The organism is Flavisolibacter ginsengiterrae DSM 18136 (genome assembly GCF_059568575.1).
This window is the reverse complement of record NZ_JCANTR010000003.1, coordinates 48,479-67,175: the sequence shown is the minus strand read 5'-3', so window position 1 is coordinate 67,175 and position 18,697 is coordinate 48,479. Positions and strand designations below refer to the sequence as shown.

Annotated in this window: 11 protein-coding genes and 1 tRNA gene; 3 read left to right on the top strand and 9 right to left on the bottom strand. The window is 40.7% G+C overall.

All coding sequences use genetic code 11. The features are described from left to right. Positions 1 to 76 precede the first annotated feature (76 nt). Positions 77 to 1,099 (top strand): tRNA (adenosine(37)-N6)-threonylcarbamoyltransferase complex transferase subunit TsaD, encoded by a 1,023-nt coding sequence (gene tsaD / locus BP74_RS04085; protein WP_496371338.1) that lies wholly within the window; start codon positions 77 to 79, stop codon positions 1,097 to 1,099. Between the two features lie 10 nt (positions 1,100 to 1,109). Next, positions 1,110 to 1,820, top strand: a complete 711-nt coding sequence (locus BP74_RS04080; protein ID WP_496371336.1) for a tRNA1(Val) (adenine(37)-N6)-methyltransferase — start codon at positions 1,110 to 1,112, stop codon at positions 1,818 to 1,820. Here BP74_RS04080 and BP74_RS04075 read toward each other — a convergent pair. Then, positions 1,795 to 3,027, bottom strand: coding sequence for an NAD(P)-dependent oxidoreductase (locus BP74_RS04075; RefSeq protein ID WP_496371334.1), 1,233 nt, complete (start codon positions 3,025 to 3,027; stop codon positions 1,795 to 1,797). The two genes, BP74_RS04080 and BP74_RS04075, sit on opposite strands and share 26 nt — an antisense overlap. 413 nt (positions 3,028 to 3,440) lie before the next feature. Between BP74_RS04075 and BP74_RS04070 the strand changes: the two genes are divergently transcribed. After that, a tRNA-Leu gene (locus BP74_RS04070) sits at positions 3,441 to 3,524 on the top strand. A gap of 54 nt (positions 3,525 to 3,578) precedes the next feature. Here the strand turns inward: BP74_RS04070 and BP74_RS04065 are convergent. From BP74_RS04065 to BP74_RS04030, 8 genes are all read right to left on the bottom strand, one after another. Beyond that, positions 3,579 to 5,009, bottom strand: a complete 1,431-nt coding sequence (locus tag BP74_RS04065; RefSeq protein WP_496371332.1) for a TolC family protein — start codon at positions 5,007 to 5,009, stop codon at positions 3,579 to 3,581. Then, positions 5,002 to 8,196: an efflux RND transporter permease subunit gene (locus BP74_RS04060; protein ID WP_496371330.1), complete on the bottom strand. Its 3,195-nt coding sequence runs from the start codon at positions 8,194 to 8,196 to the stop codon at positions 5,002 to 5,004. The genes BP74_RS04065 and BP74_RS04060 overlap by 8 nt, the downstream gene beginning before the upstream one ends. Before the next feature lie 27 nt (positions 8,197 to 8,223). Then, complete coding sequence (locus tag BP74_RS04055; protein WP_496371328.1) at positions 8,224 to 9,306, bottom strand: efflux RND transporter periplasmic adaptor subunit; 1,083 nt, start codon at positions 9,304 to 9,306, stop codon at positions 8,224 to 8,226. 160 nt (positions 9,307 to 9,466) lie between these two features. After that, positions 9,467 to 9,859, bottom strand: a complete 393-nt coding sequence (locus BP74_RS04050) for a hypothetical protein (protein ID WP_496371326.1) — start codon at positions 9,857 to 9,859, stop codon at positions 9,467 to 9,469. Between the two features lie 172 nt (positions 9,860 to 10,031). Further along, a complete protein-coding gene (locus BP74_RS04045; protein ID WP_496371324.1) occupies positions 10,032 to 12,659 on the bottom strand; it encodes an alpha-L-rhamnosidase in 2,628 nt (875 codons plus the stop codon). 41 nt (positions 12,660 to 12,700) lie between these two features. Beyond that, positions 12,701 to 13,657 (bottom strand): energy transducer TonB, encoded by a 957-nt coding sequence (locus tag BP74_RS04040; protein ID WP_496371322.1) that lies wholly within the window; start codon positions 13,655 to 13,657, stop codon positions 12,701 to 12,703. Positions 13,658 to 13,739: 82 nt separating this feature from the next. Beyond that, positions 13,740 to 16,955 (bottom strand): VCBS repeat-containing protein, encoded by a 3,216-nt coding sequence (locus BP74_RS04035; protein ID WP_496371320.1) that lies wholly within the window; start codon positions 16,953 to 16,955, stop codon positions 13,740 to 13,742. Between the two features lie 134 nt (positions 16,956 to 17,089). After that, complete coding sequence (locus BP74_RS04030; protein ID WP_496371318.1) at positions 17,090 to 18,676, bottom strand: RagB/SusD family nutrient uptake outer membrane protein; 1,587 nt, start codon at positions 18,674 to 18,676, stop codon at positions 17,090 to 17,092. Positions 18,677 to 18,697 lie beyond the last annotated feature (21 nt).

The following is an 18,697-nucleotide window of genomic DNA, read 5'->3' as shown; positions in this document are numbered from 1 at the left end:
TTTCTTACTTGTTTACATCCCTAAGTATTTTCATTTCTTTGCAAAAGCATTTTAATTATTTACACGTTGTACAACAATGGAAATTAATCAGTCCACGGTCACAATTCTGGGTATAGAATCATCCTGCGATGAAACATCTGTAGCGATATGCAGGAATGGAGAAATCCTTTCCAATTTTATTGCCAATCAAAAAGTCCATGAGCAATATGGAGGAGTTGTACCCGAGTTGGCAAGCAGGGCGCATATGCAAAATATTGTTCCGGTTATCAATATCGCTTTACAACAGGCAGAGGTTGATTTGAACTCAGTTGATGCAATAGCCTTTACTCAGTCTCCGGGACTAATAGGCTCTTTGCTTGTGGGGTCTCAATTTGCAAAATCATTGGCACTGTCATTAAACAAACCATTGATTTCCGTTCATCATATGCAGGCACATGTAATGGCCAACCTCATAGGAATGAACAGACCTTCTTTTCCATTTCTTTGCCTCACTGTTAGCGGCGGGCATACACAAATTGTAAAAGTTATCAGTACTTCCGAAATGCAGGTGATTGGAGAAACCAGGGATGATGCTGCAGGAGAAGCCTTTGATAAATCAGCCAAACTCTTGGGACTTCCTTACCCTGGAGGACCATTGATTGATAAATATGCCAGTGAAGGTGATCCTACCCGGTTCCAATTTGCTGAACCCCAAATAGAAGCCCTGGATTTTAGTTTCAGTGGCATAAAGACCTCTATTCTTTATTTCTTACAAAAAGAAACGAAGAAAGATCCGGATTTTATAAAAGATAACCTGGCCGACATTTGTGCATCCATACAGTCAAAAATCATATCTATTCTGCTTAAGAAGCTAAAAAAAGCAGCATTACAAACCGGCATTACAGAACTTTGCCTGGCAGGTGGCGTTTCTGCCAACAGCGGTCTAAGAAAAAACTTTGAAGAACTTTGCAGGAATAATCACTGGAACGCCTACATTCCTCCATTCGAATATTGTACGGATAATGCCGCTATGATAGCTATTACAGGCTATTACAAGTATTTGAATAATGAATTTTCTGATTTGTCTGTAAGTGCCAGCGCCAGGGCATCATGGTCATAAAACATTTTTTGTGGCTAACACTTATTTCCAATTCAAAGAATTTACAGTTTCCCAGGATCGCAGTGCCATGAAAGTGACAACAGACTCCTGTCTTTTTGGGGCCTGGTGCGCTGATGAAATTCAAAAACTGCATTGCATAAATATCCTTGATATTGGAACAGGTACGGGTCTTTTGGCCCTGATGATCGCTCAAAAAAATGCCGTTCAAATTAATGCTGTAGAATTGGATGAAAATGCTGCCAGCCAGGCAGTAGAAAACATATCATCCTCACCCTGGAAAGACAGAATATCCGTTTATCATTCCGATATAATGGAGCATAGGGGAAAATATGATTGCATTATCAGTAACCCTCCTTTCTATGAAAACGAATTACCCTCACCCGATTCCAGGAATAATCTCGCACACCATAGTTCAAGTTTAAACCTATTGGACCTGCTCGAATATGCTGGAAAAAGTCTTACAGACAAGGGATATATATTTTTGCTATTACCCTATAAAAGGATTGCAGAAATTGAAAAAATGCTGGACGCGCAAAACATTTATATTCATAAAAAACTCGTCGTAAAACAAACCACTCAGCATTCCCCTTTCCGTGTAATGATCATGGGCAGCAAATACAGGGTTGAGTTGACTGATAATGAATTATTTTCTATTAAAGAAGGACAGGATTATTCAGCGAGATTTAAGAATCTTCTTAAAGATTATTATTTATACCTGTAACAACAGGTTTACCCTCCGCATAATCCCGGAGATATTCAAACCTGGGAGTCAGTTCGCCCTTATGAACAATAGTGGCTCTTTCCAAAATAGAAGATGCCCCTTTAAAAAGGTCATCTAAAATATATTTGATCAACTGTTCCCCGAAATATTTTGATGCATCCCTTGGCAATTCATTGGGCAGATTTCCAACCGCCATGACATCTATTGAACCAGGTAAATAGGGTGCGGTTTTGCAAAGCTTTATTTTGTCCACTCCATAAACAGGATCTTCAATGGTTTGGTCGCCCAGGTTTATTGGTACAGACCCATTACTGTCATCAGTAATATCAGCAATTACCTGTATCCTGAAGTTCGGTTCAGCTATAGCATTCAAATCAAACAAACGCGGCACCTTCACATCCCAGTACACACCGTTCATCAGGATGTCTGTTTGAGATAGATAATGTTCAAACAGACATCGATAATTATCCGGATTTTCATGAAAATCTTCTCTGTTATACAATCCGGTTATTTTATGCGCATACAGGTCCGAGCCCTTTAACTGGACATATACCGGATAGGAAAAATCTCTTGACAGGTATTCCTCTTTTTCAACTTCTATTATACCCATCAGGTTCATCACTTCCAATATACCATGAGCCACCCTACCCGATCCGGTAACAGCTATTTTGATATTGGGCACTTTCAATCCAAAATAACAATGAATCAACTCTTTAAAATCTTTTTGCTTGTATACCCGCTCCAGCTTAAAACTTCCCGATCGCTGACCATATGTCATCATTCCATTATGAGCACCTACTATGCCTGCAAAAAATCCAAATCCGATTATTCGCTGGCCATCTTCATGTTCCATGCATTCATAATCAATCAGGGTGCATTTCTTCTCTATGATTGTTTGTAAAAGACGCTGATTATATGCCTGTTTCTTTCGTGTATGAGAAAAAAATAAATAGGTTTTATTCTCAAGCAATTGGTTTACGGGCACTTCTTTGATTCCAAGAAGAATATCAAAATCTGAGAGTTCAACAGCTATTTCAATACCTGCCCGCTTATATTCCTCATCACTAAAGCACCTGTTGCCTGAATTTTGAACTTTTACCTGGAGGTCAGGATAATGCTTCACCAGCCATTTGCATTGAGCTGGGGTCAATGCTACCCGGTTATCCGGAGGCACTTTACCTTCTTTTAATAATCCTATTTTGATCATATACAAACATTCTATTGATACAAATACGCGCCTTTTCACCTTTTATCAGGATCACCAGGTTTGAGATAGAATGAAGAAAATTAATCAAACTCTATAAATAAATGAGCTATTCATCATCAAATCACAGGGGGAAACCAATAATGTGATACAGGAATGTTAATAACGTTACTTTGACTTTTTCTATCCTGATTTATATCAGAGCTTTACAAAGGAACATTAGATTATTATACATTATTCAGAATAAGGCCATATGTATTATTTAAAAAAAATACTCTCTTTTCTGGGGAAAATATTTATTCCTAGAAAAAGCTGTTGCAAATAATTCATCAAAAAAACCTGCAAGTTTTCCTGCAATTGACTAGAAAGTTGTAACATTGCACCCCTTTAATACCCCTTCAAAAAGGGTAAAGAAAGCCCGGGTGGCGGAATTGGTAGACGCAGCAGACTCAAAATCTGCCGTTCGCAAGAATGTGCTGGTTCGATTCCAGTCCCGGGCACGAAAAATAAAAAGAGCCGGTATTTCTACCAGCTCTTTTTTATTTCCATCGTTTTTATCGCCAGCCACCTCCCAGCTCATGATAGATATTTACTACTGCATTCAACTGTTCTTTTTTAGTTTCTATCAATTCCAGCTTCGACTCTAAAGCATCTCTCTGGGTCATTAAAACTTCAAAATAATCTGCCCTTGCTGATTTGAAGAGGTCATTCGAAAGATCTATCGATTTGGTCAAGGCATCTACCTGCTTTGACTTCAAATCATAACTCTTTTTAAGGTTATCGATCTTAGAAAGCTGTGTAGACACTTCCAGGTAGGCATTCAATATGCTACGCTCATAATTGTACATGGCCTGTAATTGGCGGGCATTGGCGTTATAAAATTCCGCTTTGATAGCATTTTTGTTGAGCAGCGGTCCAGCCAGGTCTCCTGCCAGCGAGTAAAGCATCGACTCAGGAAATTTCACCAGGTAAGAAGGCTTAAATGCCTGCAAACCTAATGCAGCAGATATATCAAGTGAAGGGTAAAATTCTGCCCTCGCAACTTTCACATCCAGTTTTGCTGCAGTAAGATTCAATTCTGCTTGTCTTATATCCGGACGATTTGCCAGCAATTGTGAAGGAATACCAGAGTTAATAACAGAAGGAACCAGGTTTAAAAAATTACCCTTATTTCTTGGTATTTCTTGTGGATAACGCGCCAACAAAAAGTTGATACGGTTTTCGGTCTCTTTGATCTGCTGGCGAATGTCAAACTCCATGCTTTGTGATTTCATCACTTCGGCCTCAAACTTTTGAACAGCCAATTCCGTTGTACGTGCAGCCTCTTTCTGGATCTTTACAATATCCAGGGCATTTTTTTGCAACCCGATAGTTTGCTGAACGATCTCCAATTGATTATCCAGCGCCAGCAATTCAAAATAGGAATTTGCTATCTCAGCAACCAGGTTGGTAACAACGAAATTTTTACCCTCAATGGTTGACAGGTAACGCGAAATAGCAGCCTTCTTTGCATTGCGAAGTTTTTTCCAGATATCCACTTCCCAGTTGGCATACACTGCACCTGCAATGTCGGTCAACGGGTCAGGCACTTCTTTTCCCGGCGCAATTTCGGTAGAAGCATCTCCAGCTCCCTGGCTGGTATACCTGCCCACCTTTTCAACCCCAATACCAAGTTTTGCACTTACCATTGGACGCAAAGCACCCTGACGGGAGAGTATATCATTTTTTGCAATTTCTATTTCCTGCAATGTGATGTTTAATTCCTGGTTTCGTAGAAGTGCTGTATCTATCAGGTTAACCAGGTTCTGATCTGCAAAGATTTTTCGCCATGCTGTGCCAGCCATATTTGTAGAATCCCTGCTATCAGTAAACGCTTCAGGAACCATCGTATTTTCATTTCTCTGAACTACCGATGGAACCTTACAGCTTGCCATGGCCATCATGGCCCCTATTATAAAATATACGTATCGTTTGTGGTTAAACATAGTGCTCTATTTTTTCTCTCTCTGTATGGTGATCGATTTCTTCTGTTAAAGGATTTTCATTTTCATCTTTTACCAATAAACGTCTTTCCGATATTTTACCGAATACATAATACAAACCCGGTATAAGCAAAACGCCGAAAATAGTTCCGAGTATCATTCCGCCTGCAGATGCAGCACCTATGGTACGGTTGCCTATAGCTCCTGGACCTGAGGCAAACACAAGTGGTACCAATCCTGCAATAAAGGCCAGGGAGGTCATAAGGATGGGACGAAATCGTAATGCCGCACCTTGCATAGCCGCTTTTAAAACTGTTTCTCCTGAACGGTGTCTTTGCACTGCAAACTCCACGATCAATACAGCATTTTTTCCCAACAGTCCTACCAGCATTACTAATGCAACCTGTGCATAGATGTTATTTTCCAATCCCATTATCTTCAATAATAGAAATGAACCAAAAACACCTGCAGGAAGGGAAAGAATAACCGCTAATGGAAGAATGAAACTTTCATATTGGGCTGCCAGTAACAGGTACACAAAGACAAGGCAAATCAGGAATATGTAAATGGCTTCATTACCTCTTGCCACCTCGTCTGCTGATATACCAGCCCAATCAATTCCAAAGCCCCTGGGTAGGGTTTTTTTAGCAACATCTGTAATCGCTTCGATGGCAGATCCACTGCTGTATCCTGGTGCAGAAGCTCCACTGATCTCTGAAGAATTGTACATATTATGTCTCGTGATCTCAGACAGTCCATATACTTTTTCCATCTTCATAAATGCAGAAAACGGAACCATTTCGTCGTGGTCGTTTTTTACATACAATTTCAGGATATCTTCAGGCAAGGCCCTGTATTGGGGCAACGCCTGCACCATTACCTTGTACTGCCTGCCATATTTGATAAAACTGGTCTCATAATTACTTCCTATCAGCGTGGAAAGTGTATTCATAGCGTTATCGATAGTGACACCTTTTTGCTGGGCAATATCATTATCGATCTTCAACATGTATTGGGGAAAGCTGGCACTATAAAAAGTAAAAACAGATGCCAATTCAGGTCGTTTGCTTAGTTGTCTTACAAAATCGTTGCTCACTGTTTCCATCTTTTTATAGTCCCCGGTTCCCGACTTATCTAATAAGCGCAATTCAAAACCGCCTGCTGCTCCATAGCCAGGAACTGCAGGTGGCTGAAAGAATTCAATAGTTGCTCCGGATATATTTTTCGATTTTTCTTCCAGTTCATCTATCACTTGCTGAACAGAATGTTTTCTGTCTTCCCAGCTTTTCAGGTTGATCAGGCAGGTGCCGGAGTTGGAGCCGGTACCTTCGGTAAGAATCTCATAGCCGGCAAGAGAAGAAACAGATTGCACATCTTCCAGTCCCTGTGCAATTTTTTGCAGCTTTTCTGCAACCTGGTTGGTCCTTTCCAGCGATGAGCCGGGAGGAGTTTGAATGACCGCATAGAACATTCCCTGGTCTTCGTTTGGAATAAATCCTGAAGGGAGTCTATTGTTCAAAAACCATGTGGCTGCACAAAAAGCTATCAGCATTCCAAATGTGATAGCCCTCCTGTTCACTATCCTTCCCAGCAGCCTTTGGTACCTGCCACTCAAACGATTGAAACGGTTATTAAAACCATCCAGCATTTTTTGCAACAACGTTTTTTTCCTTGCCTTTCCATGAGTATTTTTTAACATCATCGCGCAAAGTGCAGGCGTAAGCGTTAATGCAACAAGACCTGAAAGAATAATGGCTGTAGCCATGGTTATGGAAAATTGCCGGTAGAATATTCCGACAGGTCCTGACATAAAAGCAACGGGGATAAATACAGCTGCCATTACCAATGTAATGGCGATAATTGCCCCACTGATCTCATGCATCGCCTCTTCTGTTGCCTTTAAAGGTGAAAGGTGCCTGGTTTCCATTTTGGAATGCACCGCTTCAATAACTACAATGGCATTATCCACTACAATACCAATAGCAAGAACAAGAGCAAACAGCGTTATAAGATTCAGTGTGATCCCAAAAAATTGCATGAACAAAAATGTTCCAACAAGCGACACAGGAACTGCAATGGCCGGGATGAGTGTTGAGCGCCAGTCGCCAAGGAAAAGAAACACTACAAGACCAACCAGGATGAAAGCTTCTACAAGTGTGTGAATAACTTTCTCAATAGAGGCATCAAGGAATTTGGAAACATCATAACTGATCTCATAATCCACTCCCTTTGGAAAAGAGCTTTCTTTGATTTCTTTAAGCTTAGCCTTTACATCTGCTATCACCTGGCTGGCATTACTACCATAAGATTGTTTCAAGACAATGGCAGCCGATGAACGGCCGTTCAGGGTAGAATAAATATCGTACATGGAGCTTCCAAACTCCACATCAGCTACATCTTTTAAACGTAATAGTTCGCCCGCCTGGCTGGACTTTAAAACGATATTTTCATATTCTTCTTTTGTACTGAATCTTCCTGGGTATTTCAATACATATTCAAAGGTCTGCGATCGCTTACCGGAACTTTCTCCTGTTTTTCCCGGAGAAGCTTCCAGGCTTTGTTCATCCAGGGCTTTTAACACTTCATCTGCTGAAATTTTATAAGCCAGCATCCTATCAGGCTTTAGCCAGATGCGCATGGCATATTCCCGGTTACCCAGGATGTCGGCAAACCCTACTCCATTAACTCTTTTTAGTTCCGATAAGATGTTGATATCAGCAAAATTGAAAAGGAACTTCTGATCCATGCTGGTATCCTTGCTGTACAGGTTGATGTACATCAACATATTTGATTCTTCCCGGGTGATCTTCACTCCTTCCCGAACTACCAGTGGTGGTAACTTATTCACCACAGAAGCTACACGGTTCTGCACATTTACAGATGCAAGGTTTGGATCAGTGCCCAGATTAAATACAATTTGTATGGTAGCCTCACCATCATTACCAGCATCAGAAGCCATGTATTTCATTCCGGGAATTCCATTGATGGCTCTTTCCAGGGGAATAAGTACAGCCTTCGTCATCAGTTCACCATTGGCACCAGGGTATTCTGCTGTTACAGTTACCTTAGGGGGTGAGATGGAAGGAAATTGCGTGACAGGCAGATTGGTAATGGCCAGCACACCCAAAAAAACAATAATGAGCGATATCACTATGGACAGGACTGGCCTGTGTATAAACTTATTAAACATTGATAAATTCTTTTAGTAGGTGAACCACTATTCTGCATATAATTTCAGGTGTGTGATCACCTCCCTGGGTGCCACAAATTCAGTATCGATCTTATCGTCATCCTTTACTTTTTGCACCCCTTCCAGCAATACCTTATCAGTTTCTTCAAGACCACTTCCTACCACAAACAGGTCGGGCATTTGATTGGTTATGGTAATATTTCTTGATCTGACCACGCCATTTTTATCAACAACAAAAACGTAGGTCTTTTCCTGGATCTCATAGGTGGATTTTTGAGGAATAACCAGGGCGTTTCTAACAGGAACTGTCATTTCAACTTTCCCAGTTTCACCGTTTTTTAAAAGATTGTCCGGGTTGGGGAATTTTGCCCTGAAAGCAATATTTCCCGTTTCATGGTCAAACTCACTTTCTACGGTTTCTACTTCACCCTGGTATTTTAAAGGCTGGTTATTGGCCAACAACAGGCTCACTTTGTTGCTTCCCCTGTTTTGAGTGTTTGTTTTATAATCCAGGTATTCAGGTTCCGAAACATTGAAATAGGCAAATACCTGGCTATTGTCAGAAAGGCTGGTCAAAAGTTGGCCTTCATCCACAAGGCTTCCCAGTTTTAACGGGATACGATCTATTGTTCCGGAAAATGGAGCTTTTATCTCCGTAAAGGAAAGATGGATCTTTGCTAACGCTACTTCTGCCTTAGCCTGGTCCAATTTTGCCTTAGCAATTGCAAACTCATTTTTTGAGATCACATTTTTATCCGACAGTACTTTTGTATTATTCAGTTCTATCTCCGATGCCCTGGCTTCGGCTTGTGCCTTCAGCAATTCAGCTTCATATATTGTTGGCATGATGCGAAACAATACCTGGCCGGCTTTCACAAATTGTCCTTCATCAACATAAATTTTTTGCAGGTATCCCTTTTCCTGGGCCCTGATCTCAATATTCCTGACCGATTTTATCTGCGAAACATATTCTTTGACAAATGAGGTATCTACTCTTAAAGGAGAAGTAACCTTGTACTTACTTGTTTCCTCCTTTACTTTCTTTTCAGATGTACAGCTTGTGTGGCATAATAAGGCACACAAACTCATAAAGCTTACAATTCTTTTCATGGTATTAAGTGATAATTAAAAGATGGAATTAGTAGAAACCAGCAATTCCTGTGATAAGAAGTGCAATCATTCTCCGGCAGCATACCTGGTACTACGAGGAAGTGTAAAACACATAGCCAGGTATGGTATAACATACCTGCCGCTTTGATTGCCGGCTGATTTAAATTATTATGACCCTATGTACTATATACCTTGGAGAACCATAGAAAACGCAGGGATGGAAGAATTCAGGACGCCCTGGTAAAACATGATCATGGTGCAGTAAAATGAATACGTCTGAGAAAGCTACTACATACCTGGAAAACAGTAAATGCTTCCTGTTGATGAAATCTTCGTCATCGTCTTCAACGCCTATCAGGTGTGTTTCGTCTGGTAAGTCGTCATTTTTGCATATGGGGTTCTCATTTGTTGTCTGAATATTTTTAAGTTGTTGCGATAATTTTATGCCTTCTGAATACAACAAGCGATCCTTGACGCTTAGAGGAACATAACTTTTTCCGCTTACCGCCTGGAAGCATATAAACAGGAAAAATATTATAGCACCTGGTCTCATATACGAGGCAAAATTAACATTACAGTCCAAACCGCCTAAAATCAATTCTAAAAAATAAGCAAAATTGCTATTAGGAAATAGCTTAAGCCTGCTTGCCTTAACTGGATACTAATTCCCGTTCCCGCATATTATTAATTTACGTCTTTTGTTATTTCCAAATTTTATCAGGGAATTATTTCATATTTATCACTAAGTGAAAAATGATAGGCCCGGAAGACAGGTTTTGTTTTTTGTCATGTACTACCAGGGTAGCTGTTGAATTGGCTGGAATTATTATTTGGTACTTAATTGTATTATTGATACGCTTCCATGATGAAACGATTCGGCCAAAGGGACCATCATGATAACAGGAAATGCTGTCCAGACCTTTAACAAAATACGGTTCCAATAAAATGTTTTTAAACCCGGGTTGTGCAGGATCTGGCCTGATGCCTCCCAATGCTTTATAGAACCAGGCACCTATCTCCCCAAACATGATATGATTTAAGGAAATGTCATTGGAAGCATTGATCTTCCAGTTCTCATAAAGCGTACTGGCACCATTTACCATCCACCACCCCCATGAGGGATAAGCTCTGCTGGAAGCCAGCCTGAATGCTATATCTGCATACCCATTTTCACTGAGTGCATTAAGAAGGGCTTTTGTTCCCAACAGCCCGACATCCAGTCGCAAACTGTCTTTTTCCACCCTTTTAACAAGGTTAGCCGCAATTACAGCTTTCCATCGCTCGGGCACGATGCCCCAATATAAAGGCACTGCCATTTCAGTTTGCGTGCCCCTTCCATACACTTTGCTAGTTGTATCCAGGTATTTATTGGTAAACGCATTTTTAATTCTTAAAGCAAGTGCAGAATAGAAAGCCAGGTCCTTTCCTTTGCCAAACATCCGGGCAGCCCTGGCCAGTATCATCACATCCGCATAATAATAACAGGTTGATGTAAGTTCCACCGGCGATACAGATTTTACGGGTACCCAATCTCCAAGCCCCCAACTTACCAGTCCGGATGGATAAAGTTCATTGATATGATCCACGTATCTTTTTACATGATCGTAATTATCTGCCAACGCCTTATTGTCCCCATAAAACAGGTATAGATTCCATGGAATGATGGCGATAGTGCTTGTCCAGTCGGGTCCATTACCCCATTCATATCCCCATCCACCTGTAGGAATAATAGAAGGCAGCACTCCATTGGGTTGTTGTTCGTCCCTGTGGTCTGTCATCCATTTTTCATATACCGTAATACCATCAAAATTGTAGAGTCCTGTTTCTACTGCAATCGCAGCATCACCTGTCCACCCATTTTTTTCCCGTTGAGGACAATCTGTGGGGTATCCGAATAAATTGGATAGATACGAATTATTAGTAGCTGACCAGATTTTATTGATAATAGAATCGGAAGTTTGGATACTCCCTACCGGATTTACATCTGAATGCATAAAATAACCCTGTAAACTTTCCCTGGTCAATATCACAGGTTTGCTGGAGGTTATTTCTACATATTGAAATCCTTTATAGTTAAAACGGGGGCGAAAAGTTTCTTCCCCTTCTCCTTTAAGTGTATAAATGTCTGTTGCAAACGGATCACTATCATCTATAGGGCGGTAATGCACATCTATATTGGATTGATCTACATGTCCATTCGCGTATAAACGTTCTCCATGTTTCAAACGAATAATAGTTCCTCTTTCACCTGTTAATGTAATTTCGCTAATACCTGCAATATTTCTACCCAGGTCAAATACATAGGAAGAGTCAGAGAATCTTTTCATTTGTTTTGCTGGTATCAATTCTGCATCAACTATAGGTACCAGGCTTTGCGCTACTATTTGTGCAGAAGGGGCTGCAACGTAAATAACCTGTTTCCAGCCAGTATCCATTCCCTTTGCATTATTCCAATCAGCGAGCTCCCTGTTAGCATCATAATGTTCCCCCGTATAAATGCTGTTAAAAAGCAGGGGGCCCAGGGTAGTTTTCCAGCCCCTGTCAGTGCTTACAGTTTGCTGTGTTTTATCGGTGAAGGTAATGCGCAGGTCCATACAGAACGAAGGTCTGTTGCGCCAGGGAGCTTTATCAAAATCCCAGACTGCAGTGGACTGGTGATTGTACCATCCATTTCCCAACATCACCCCAACAACATTATTACCTACCCGTAAGCTGGTAGTCACATCATAGGTAACATATAAATTACGGCGATCAAAACGAGTGTATATAGGGTCCAGCCTGTGGTTTCCGATATGCTGACCATTTACATAAAGTTCATAAAGCCCGGCAACGGTAATATAAGCCCTGGCAGAAGCGATCTTCTTACTAATTACAAAAGATTTCCTGAAAAGTCCTGCCGGTTTCAACTTACTATCTCTTGTATCACTGATCCATGAACCCTCCCAATTTAGCTGGTTCATCATACCTGTTTCAAAACTACTTGTGGCAGATGCTTTGCTGCCCTTATTATCAAGTATGGTAATAGACCAGAAGTATTTTGTAAAGGGTTGAAGGTCTTTGCCTTTGTAACTGATCAATTGCTCATCAGAGATTTTCTTTATTGACCAGCAATTTCCCTTCATATGAACAACACCTAAAGAATCTGTGCCAATATTTAGCTGGTAAGACCGTTGACTGACTCCCCGGGTAAATGAATTAAGTTGCCACGAAAGTCTGGGTGACGGTACATCTATACCAATTGGGGCTGATAAATGCTCGCATAAAAGCCGGGATACCGAAGTTTGAGCAAACAACCAATTTCCATAGAATAATAAAAGTATTACAGGTAATTTTTTCAAGCCTTTTTTTCTCAAAATAATCATTATTGGTGAGGCAACACCAGTAATGAAGCCCACTAACTGCTGATAATAAACGAAATGGGTTGTGTATGATAGGATTTTACCGGGCGCCCATGAAGTTTTCCAGGCACCCATTTTGGAGCCTTCTTCAACATGTTGATCACATCTTCTTCCATTCCCTGTCCATATTTAGTCATCGCTTTAAAATCTCCCAAATTACCATCCTTATCCACTACAAACCGTATAACTACATTATACTGTCCAGACTTCACGCCTGCCCTTGCCTTTGATTCTACAATAGGCATCAGGTTTTTTTCCATAAAACGTCGCCATCCATTTATGCCTCCGGCTGGAGATGCTTCTTTCTCGATACAATCTGCAGAATCCAGTTTCTTCCCTGTTTCATCAAAACAAGAGCAGCCCATCATTTTTCCATCCACATAATCTTCTGTAGCCCAAACAGCACCTTCCTCGTCAAAATATTTCCAACGCCCTTTTTTAACGGTATCCTGGGTCCAAAAACCAGCCGAACTCAGTTTGCCTGAATTGTACCAGCTTAATTGAACACCATTTCCTTCACCATCAAATTGCAATGAATCAGAAAGCATTCCGTCAGGGTACCATTTGTATGCATCACCCTTTAATCGTCCATTTACATATTGCGAAGAATCGGTCATGTGACCTTGTTCATCATACTCAAGCCATGTACCGGTTTTTTTCCCATTGTTGTAAGTTCCTGTTGATTTGGGAAATTTTGTTGTATGATACCAGTTGACCTTTCCATGGGGTACCTGGCAACTATCATCTTTAAACCAACCTTCCATGGCTAATGATCTTTGGGAAACATAATAGGCTTCCCGATGCCATAAAGAATCCTTTTTCTCTGTTACCACATAATAATACCGTGCATATTCTGAAGGTCTGAATGAAAAATCAAAAAATGCCTCTGATTTTTGTGCCCGGGAAGTGATTATTGACAAAGTTACCAACAGCAGCAGTAAGGAATGTTTCATATTCTGGATTGGCTGACAAAATACTATTATTTTAATATCTTATCATATCTTATTATATGAATTTTGACAAGCACATTTACTTTCACTTTCTTCGATAACTTACAACATGTTTATTGTTTACACCCCAAATCAGGAAATCACCAATTACAACTGAGGATCTCACATCACCATGTATGCATAAACCTGATTGATAGGCAGGTACATAGTTAAAATTCCCTTTTCCATCGCCAGAAAACAACATGCCATGACTGGCATCATAGCGGCTAAACTTGATGCGTGTAAATGTATTATTACCGCCAATGACCAGGTCCTTATATCCATCATGATTAAAATCTCCCGCCACCATTGCATATACAGGAGCATATTGAGCTTCCACAGGAAGTGTTTTCATGGTAAATCCGGCGGCACCATTGTTTTGCAGGTAGACGGAAGCCATAATGTGTGCACTTAAATATTGCATCCCATTTCGTTCCTTGGGTGAAAATATATCGTTCAGTGTTTCATCTGCATAGTTTGTGTAATAGAGATATTTCTTTTTAAGGTAGGGAAGTTGGTCTGTGATATCATCCCTTGAATACGCCGGATAGGACTTGCCCTGGATATAATAACAAAGTATAGGGTCAATGGAGCCATTTTGGTCAAAGTCTTTATAGTACAATTCAATAGGTTCTCTTTCAGAAACCTTAAATTGGTTATTCAAGCCCTGGTTACCAAGAACAAGGTCTTTATCCCCGTCACCATCAAAATCCTCAGCAAGAATAGAATTCCACCATCCACCAGATGCAAATTTTATATACTGGCTTGATGCATCCTGGAGTTTACCTTTTATATTGAGATAAACCTTCACGGGAGCCCATTCGCCTACTGTGATAAGATCCGGAATTCTATCACCATTAACATCTGTCCATACAGCATCCGTAACCATACCACTATTTTGAAGCGGAGCACAAATAAACTCTGTCACATCAGTAAAATTGCCTTTGCCATCGTTTCTTAAGATTTTACTTCCAGGAGAATATGGAAATCTACCGGGTACCACACGTCCGCCTACAAACAGATCCATGTCACCATCACCATCAATATCGGCAGACTTTACACAGGAAGTGCTGAACGCCGGTAAAGGCAAGGCTGATTTGTTTTGGGTAAACCCACCCTTTCCATCATTTATATAGATACGATCGATCAGCAAACTATCATTTGCATTAAACTCATAACCTCCCGAACCCACATACAAGTCATTATCACCATCTCCATCCGCATCAAAAAACAGAGCGGCCACATCTTCACTGCCTGCATCTTTCACAAAAGCAGGAACCGTTTTGCGGCTAAAGCCTTCCCCGTTATTGATGAACAAAGCAGATGCCTGCCCTTTAGCTCCTCCAATGAAAAGGTCTTCCTTACCATCACCATTAACATCAGCTTTTGCCATACAAGGCCCTGAACGGGAATAATAATGTGGCAACAATGACTGAACTGTAAAGTCATTGAATTCGTTTTCGATATGTTTATAATCAACGAGGTTGACAACCGAATCAAAATACTGGTTGTGTAAAGCAGGTAAAGGATGAAATTCGCTTGCATGTTGAATATCTGCTTTCAATACCTGGTTCACGCCAACCTTTGTGAATAATTGTTTTTTCCCCTCTGGCCAATTGATAACTACAGAATCCAGTTGCGTATGTTTGCCAAGTCCAAAATGCAGCACTTCATCAACGGAAGATTGAAAACCCCGCACCGGCAATTGTTCCTGCATCCACTTATCATTACCGGAATAAACATAAACCCTGGAACCTATGCCAGCAGGATTCTTAACACTTCCTTCCAGTTTCACCTCCAGGTAATGATTTTTTGATATTGTTTCGCTGTTATTTTTATATATCCCCGCATAATCGTCGATGTTACTGATCACAAGGTCAAGGTCTCCATCATTATCAAGGTCGGCATAGGCGGCACCACCTGAAAATGAGTTTTTAGCCAACCCCCATTCTCCTGCTTTATTGACAAAGGAATTACCTTGATTTTGATAAGCATAGTTTGACACATTAATACCGGGCATATGCGAAATATATTCTTCTACACTTACCGCAGGTTCACCATTCTGCATTCGCCGGGATTGATCATAGGAATACTTTATAAACTGTATGTCCGTGTTATCTCTTTTATAACCATTTGTCACAAACAGGTCTTTCAAGCCATCATTATCAAGATCAGCAAACAACGGCGACCAGCTCCAGTCTGTATTGGATACCCCCGCCTGTTGGCCGATCTCACTAAAAGTACCATCTCCATTATTTATTTGAAGGGAGTTTTTCATGTATTGGTAAAACATGCCATTACGGAACAGAAGATTGTATTGATCAAAATTATCGGCACCCATATGCATTTTTTGCGCATGGTTTCCTTCAGGCAGCATATCCAACACTACAAGGTCCGGCAGCAGGTCGTTATTAAAGTCATTCACGTCAATGCCCATAGAATATAGCGAAGTGTGGTCCATCATAGAGCCCAGGCTATCTATAAATGTGCCGTTATGATTATTAATGTATAGATAATCAGGTTCTTTAAAATCATTACCCACATATATGTCCGGCCATCCGTCGTTATTAATATCAGCTGTACTCAGTCCAAGGCTGAAAGAAAGAACATTGGAACTTATGCCGGCCTCTTTTGTAACATTTGTAAAATGCCCCTGGTCATTCCTGAAAAGTTTATTACCCCTGGAGGGATCTCCCTTTTGCCCGCGCAGCTGTACGAATTCAATTTTACCCATGGAATATTTGGGATCAGACTGGTTGATAAGGAACATATCCAAATCACCATCCTTATCATAATCGAAAAAAGAAGCCTGTGTAGAATAACCCGGATCATCAATACCATAAGCAGCAGCCTGTTCGCTAAAGCTGAGATCACCATTATTAATAAATAACAGGTTCTTCCTGTAAGATTCATTCTTTAACCCTGAACGGCATATATAAATATCCAGATTCCCGTCCTCATTAATATCCACCATGGTAACCCCGGTGCACCATCCTTCTTTAGTGGCAATACCTGACCGCTCCGTAATATCTTCAAAATGCATATTTCCCTTGTTTATATACAGGCGGTTCTTTACCATATTTCCTGTGAAACAAATATCCGGCAGACCATCATTATTGATATCTCCAATAGCCACACCGCTTCCATTGTAGAAGTAAGGATACAGTGCAATATTGAAATCAGGATTGTCTTCTTTGATCAGGTTGCGAAAATTGATACCTGTTTCTTTTTCAGATAATTCAGTAAAAAGCTTTGCTGGCAACTTATTCCTACAGGACTGAAGAAGGAGGATGCAACATATTAGCAGGCAATTCTTCATGGGCAGTACAATTTACAAAAAAAGAGAGGCTGTTCCTTTGAACAGCCTTGATTTGGACTATTGTGAGAGACATAACTTTAAGGTTTATCCCACCACAAACGTGTGCCTCCATTATCAGGACCGCCTAATTTTGTAATAGCTGCCTGCACTCCTTTTGAATTGGTAGAATATTCACTGGCCGGGAAATTGATTCGTTTAATAAACTGGCCTGCTGGAATTTTTCCCTGGCTTTTATTTAAAATCACAGGAAATAACTTAGGATAACCTGTTCTCCTGAATTCACTCCATGCCTCTTGTCCATCAGGATACATGGCCAGCCATTTCTGTGTGATAATCCGTTCCAGCTTTTGATCAAAGCTTCCTGCATTATCCCATTTAATAGTGATGGTACTTAAATTCGGATCACCTGCGGGAACATTATTAGCAGCATTTTTTGGATCAACATAGGGAGCTGGTTTGCTGGATCCATTTAATAAATAGCTAGCTGCATCAAAACCATATTGTGCAAATGATGCTTTGACCCCATTCTCATAATCTTCCTGCACACTTCCCGAACCGTTCCATCCACGTATAGCGGCTTCGGCTTTTAAAAACCAGGCTTCAGCAGCTGTCATCAATTGAATATATCCAGGTAAGGTAGCCAGCAGTGAGAATTTTACATACTGACTTTTATCCGTTATATCGATACCTTCCCTTATCCCTTTAAATGTGGTGGGGAATTCTTCAGACTTCACAAAATATTTGTCAGCCCTTGGGTCTGTATAGCCTACAAGGAATGTTTCCATGGGAGCCCCCATCCGTATATCACCCCAGGAGTTATTCATTACATTCAGTGGATGTGTAGTAGAGCCAATACTAACATTAAAGTTTTCAGAAGGATCGGATAATAAACCTAAAGGATGCGTTAGGGATTTTTCACCTTCGGTTTTTGCTTTTGCCGGATCTGCTTTTACAATTCGCAGTGCCAGCCGCAACCGCAATGTATTGGCCAGTTTTACCCATTTTTTATAGTCACCGCTATATACAAGGTCGAATCGCTGAAATTGAGCTGGCCCGGCTGAATTGGCATAACGTGTTAAGGTATCAATCGCAGCGTCGAGATCATTAAAAAATGCACTGTAGGCATCCTGTTGCGAGTCATAATCAACGCTGCCATCGCTGTTCACCTGCCCGTATTTTGTATAAATTATTGGGCCGTAAATATCACTGATGCGATGCATCGCTTCCACCTTTATAATTTGCGACCAGGCATAAAAATCAGTAAACTCCGTTTTTGCCTTTTTTTGTACATCTGCCATAGGAGCCATCACCTGGTCGTAAGCTGTGCTCCATGGTGTACCATTCCATCCATCTACAAGATCATAGGTGGTGTTATTACTGTTACCTATAAAGGGAGTTGGTGTCATCATATAGCCGGAATATATATCTCCAATAAGGTTTTGTTGCAGTTGGGTCAGCCAGGCAGGCTGTGAAGAATAGATATTAAGCTGCGCCTGTTTAAAAGGATCCCCAACGGTGCGAAAATCTACCTTAAGATCATTCTCTGTTACACCATAGGGATTGGTATTAAATTCATCAAACTTCTTGGTGCAGCTATTGAGGAAGAATACAGCACTAAAACTTAGTGCTATTAATTGGTATATGGAATACAATTTTGTTCTCATTTTTGTTGGTTTTGGAGTTTC

What these genes read in the sequence shown, in the direction of transcription:
- BP74_RS04030 (WP_496371318.1), bottom strand. Translation starts at nt 18,676, where the DNA reads ATGAGAACAAAATTGTATTCCATATACCAATTAATAGCACTAAGTTTT.
- BP74_RS04055 (WP_496371328.1), bottom strand. Translation starts at nt 9,306, where the DNA reads ATGAAAAGAATTGTAAGCTTTATGAGTTTGTGTGCCTTATTATGCCAC.
- tsaD (WP_496371338.1), top strand. Translation starts at nt 77, where the DNA reads ATGGAAATTAATCAGTCCACGGTCACAATTCTGGGTATAGAATCATCC.
- BP74_RS04060 (WP_496371330.1), bottom strand. Translation starts at nt 8,196, where the DNA reads ATGTTTAATAAGTTTATACACAGGCCAGTCCTGTCCATAGTGATATCG.
- BP74_RS04050 (WP_496371326.1), bottom strand. Translation starts at nt 9,859, where the DNA reads ATGAGACCAGGTGCTATAATATTTTTCCTGTTTATATGCTTCCAGGCG.
- BP74_RS04065 (WP_496371332.1), bottom strand. Translation starts at nt 5,009, where the DNA reads ATGTTTAACCACAAACGATACGTATATTTTATAATAGGGGCCATGATG.
- BP74_RS04075 (WP_496371334.1), bottom strand. Translation starts at nt 3,027, where the DNA reads ATGATCAAAATAGGATTATTAAAAGAAGGTAAAGTGCCTCCGGATAAC.
- BP74_RS04040 (WP_496371322.1), bottom strand. Translation starts at nt 13,657, where the DNA reads ATGAAACATTCCTTACTGCTGCTGTTGGTAACTTTGTCAATAATCACT.